Annotated in this window: 3 protein-coding genes; all 3 read right to left on the minus strand. The window is 63.9% G+C overall.

Annotation, left to right across the window (positions count from 1 at the left end):
- Window positions 1-1212: IncP-type conjugal transfer protein TraG (gene traG / locus KAY22_RS25720; RefSeq protein WP_296625950.1), on the minus strand; the 1212-nt coding region annotated here is incomplete at its 3' end.
- Window positions 1213-1248: 36 nt separating this feature from the next.
- The gene (locus KAY22_RS25725) at window positions 1249-3012 is read right to left on the minus strand and encodes a DUF3363 domain-containing protein (RefSeq protein WP_006018724.1); all 1764 of its coding nucleotides are present in this window, start codon (window positions 3010-3012) and stop codon (window positions 1249-1251) included.
- 385 nt (window positions 3013-3397) lie between these two features.
- Window positions 3398-3977: lytic transglycosylase domain-containing protein (locus KAY22_RS25730; RefSeq protein ID WP_296625951.1), on the minus strand; the 580-nt coding region annotated here is incomplete at its 5' end.

Genomic DNA, 3977 nt, shown 5'->3' on the forward strand with positions numbered 1-3977 from the left:
CACTAGCACTCGATGCCGACGGTCGCGGGCGTGTAGATCCTCGGTCAGGCGCCGGCCGATCTGGTTCAGCACCAGACGGATCAGCGGCTTGGTCCGAGAAATATCCGACGGCGGCACCACGAGGTAAAGCGTCGTCGGGCGACCATCTGCGATCAGATCGGCAATCCGCCAGTCGCAGCGACAGGTCACCTGGGCCACGACGGGATCGCGGTAGAGCCCGAGGAACGACATCGCGGTGGATAGGACGCCGGAGCGTTCGTTTTCGGATTTGTTGAGGAGTTCGCGCGCGGTCGAGGCGACGACGGGATGGGCGCCCTGCTCGCCAAGGTGCGGTGTAGTCATCATCGCCCTCAGCGTGGTCTCGATCGGCTGCTTCGGATCGGACAGGAAGGCGGCGACGCCGGCCAAGGTCTTGTCCGCCTCGGCATAGAGAACGTGGAGTATGGCGCCGACCAGGAGCGAATGACTGGTCTTCTCCCAGTGGTTCCGCTTGTCGAGGGAGCCTTCGGGGTCGACCAGGACGTCGGCCACGTTCTGGACGTCGCGAACCTCCCATTCCCCGCGCCGGACCTCGAGCAGCGGATTGTAGGCTGAGGACTTTGGGTTGGTGGGATCGAACAACAGGACGCGGCCGTGTCGCGAGCGGAAGCCCGCGGTCAGTTGCCAATTCTCGCCCTTGATGTCGTGAACGATGGCCGAGCCGGGCCAAGCCAGGAGCGAGGGGACGACAAGACCGACACCCTTGCCGGATCGGGTGGGTGCAAAACACAACACGTGCTCCGGCCCGTCGTGGCGAAGGTAGTCGCGGTCGAGCTTGCCGAGCACCACACCATCCGGACCGAGAAGTCCCGCCGCTCGAACCTCGTCCGCACCAGCCCAGCGCGCCGACCCATAGGTCGCGACATTCTTGGCTTCGCGCGCCCGCCAAACCGACATGCCGATCGCCACCGCGATCGAAACGAAGGTCCCCGACGCCGCAATGAAGGCTCCTTCGACAAAGACCCGTGGCGCATAGGCGTCGTAGACGAACCACCACCAGAAGAAGACGGGCGGGTAATAGACCTTGAAGCCCAACAGTTCGAACCAGGGCCGCCCAAGCTCCGGTTGCCAGGCGAGCCGCCAGGCCGTCCACTCGGTTGCTCCCCAGATGGCCAGCAAAACGATCAGGCCGACCACGATCACCTGCCCCCAAAGGATTTTGGTTCCGGACATCCCGAACGCCCTTCCGCAGCTGGATTGGTGCGATTGTTAGAGACCGAGGTCGCGCTTGCGACCAAAGCCCCATTCGATTCCACCGCCGTCCTTCACGACGCCGGTGACGTGTTGGCCGAGCCTCCTTTCGAGTTCGCGCGACCAGGGCACGAGTTGGAAGCCGAGCCCATTGTCGATCATGGCGAAGCGTCCCGAGGCGAGCGTCAGACGCTGGCGATATGTCCCCGCCACATGCTCCCCGGATTCGGACTTCACGTAAGGGAGGCTGGTGTCGGCCGAGACTTTTGCGGCCACCTGGTCCAGTTCAAGCTGGCGCAACGTGTTCAGGAGGTTGCGCTGCAAGATGATGCGTTGGCCCTGCCGCCGCGCTAGGCCCTCCCGGATCAGATGCTCGGTACGGGCTTCCATGGCTTGGCGCGTCTCTCGGCCGAATCCGCCCATGGCAAGCGGCATGGAGTCGCGTTCGACCAGCCTGTGGTCAAGCCAGGTCGCGCCTTTTGCGGTGACCTGCTCGGCAAGATCGAGATCGGAGCGGATGGCGAGCACCACGGTCGGCCGTGGATCGCCGGCTTGACCGAAGCGTCGGACTTCGACGATTCCCCCAACGGGCGGAGCATGTTCGAAGGCCTCGATACCTCGAAAGCGCACGTGGTGCGCGCGTCCGTCGGTCCCGTCGATCAGGGCGTAGGCCTCGCCAGTCAGTTCGTCATGCAATCCACGCTCGACCAGTCGTCCCATAAGCTGAGACGTCGGCTGTCCACCCTCGATGACGAAGTCGGCGACGCCGCGCGCTTCCCCGCGCTCGGTAAAGGCGCGGTGCATGGTCTTGATGATGTCGCCGCGCATGCCGAGGTCGCGCAAGCTGCGCTCGGCCTCGAGTCCGACCATCCACTCCCCTGGTGCGGCGGATGCGGCAAGGCCCATCTTCTCGAGGTGCTGAAGACGGCCAACCATCAGGCGGCGGATCTCAGGATCCGCGCTGCCGGGATTCTTGGGTCGAAGATCGATATACCCGGTCTCTTCCGCCGCCAGTCGGACCTCCCGGTCGAGCCGCGTCCATCGTTCCGCCGAGACTTCCCTCTCCAGCGAATTGCGGATCTCGTGCTCCGGTTTTGGACCCAGTTCGATCGCGACCAATTCCTCGGCGCGTGAACGCAGGCCCCGGCTGATGTAGTCGCGGGAGATCACGAGATCAGCGCCCTCTTCGTCGACCCCCCGAACGAGAAGATGGACGTGAGGATTGTCGGTATTCCAATGATCGACAGCCACCCAATCCAGTCGCGTGCCAAAGTCGGCTTCCATCTGCTTGGCGAGGTCGCGGGTGAAGGCCTTCAGGTCGGTCATATCGCCGGCGTCCTCCGGCGAGACAATGAACCTGAAATGGTGACGGTCGTCCTTGCAGCGTTCGGCAAACGCCGCGCTATCGGCGCCGTCGCCGCGGGCATCAAACATCTCGGCCCGCTCACCACTCCGGGTCACGCCATCGCGCTTCAGATACGAGAGATGGGCCGTCAGCGGCGCTGAGCGGAAGGCTCGTCCTTTGTGGCGAACCACGCGCGCCTTCACCACAACGCGCCGCGTCGGGCTGAACAATCTCGCCCGGCTAAAGGCGAGGCGCCCGCGGCCAAACGTCGAACGCCCATGGGCCGCGGAACGCCTGCCGGCCGGGGTCTGACCCGAGGTGTGTCCGGTTTTCTTCGCCGCGCGTAGCACCTGATTGATGAAGCTTTTCGGCTTCGGCGCGCGGGTACTGCGGATGCGCCCGGGCCGGATACGCAGATCGCTGTCGCCCGTGGTCATGACTGCGCCTCGAAGGACGCCAAAACGCGTAGAGTGCCGAAAATGTAGTTGATCTCATTCTTAAAAATCCAAGGCGCGGCACGCGCCCCGACCGACCGGCACGCCGGAACCCAAGCCATGTCAATGGCTTGCGGTTCGAGCGGCGAGCCCCTTTTATCTCGCCGTCCTGCCGTCGTGGTCTCCGGGTCGCCGGTTCCCGAAAGAGCCACCGCGACCTGGCCGCCAACTCGCGAAGCCCCCACTGCTTCCGAGCGCTTGCGATAGCGATCGTTACCCGAAGGGCCGAGACACCCGAAGGGTGGCTCGGTGAGGAGCGAAGCGACGAGTAGAGCGCGGGCCGAAGGCATCGCCCATACACCATCAGCTTGCGAACCCGCACACCTGGTCATCGCGATACTCCCGAATCCGATCGAGGGACGAACATGCCAATTGGCCGGGGGACCATGGGCGAAACATCGGGCGCCGAGAACGCGGTCGTGACACCGCTAGACGGCATGAGCGCCAACAACCGATCACGCGTCTTCATGAGATCGGATCGCGTGACGAATAGCGTCGCAGCTGCTGATGACTGTCCGCCGGACGTCCACCTCGGCGGCAGTTCGACGGCAAGCAGATTTGCAAGCTTTGCGACGTATGCTCGCGTCTCGTCTGGCAGAGAGCCGCCCGCAAGATGCTCTTCATAGCGAGATGGTCCCGCATTGTACGCCGCAAACACGCCAGGCGAGCCATACCGATCGAGCAGTTCGCGCAAGTACGCCGTACCGGCCAGAATGTTGTCGTGCGGGTCGTAGGGGTCGTTCCCGAGATTGTAGCGCACACGAAGTTCCGCCCAAGTCGCTGGCATGATTTGCATCAGGCCCATTGCGCCTTTTGGCGATCTGGCGTGCACGTCACCAGCACTCTCGATGCGTTGGACTGATCGGATCCAGTTCGGCGCAATCGCAAAGCGTTGTGCGGCTTCATTG

Source organism: Rhizorhabdus sp. (assembly GCF_018006725.1).
GTDB lineage: Bacteria > Pseudomonadota > Alphaproteobacteria > Sphingomonadales > Sphingomonadaceae > Rhizorhabdus.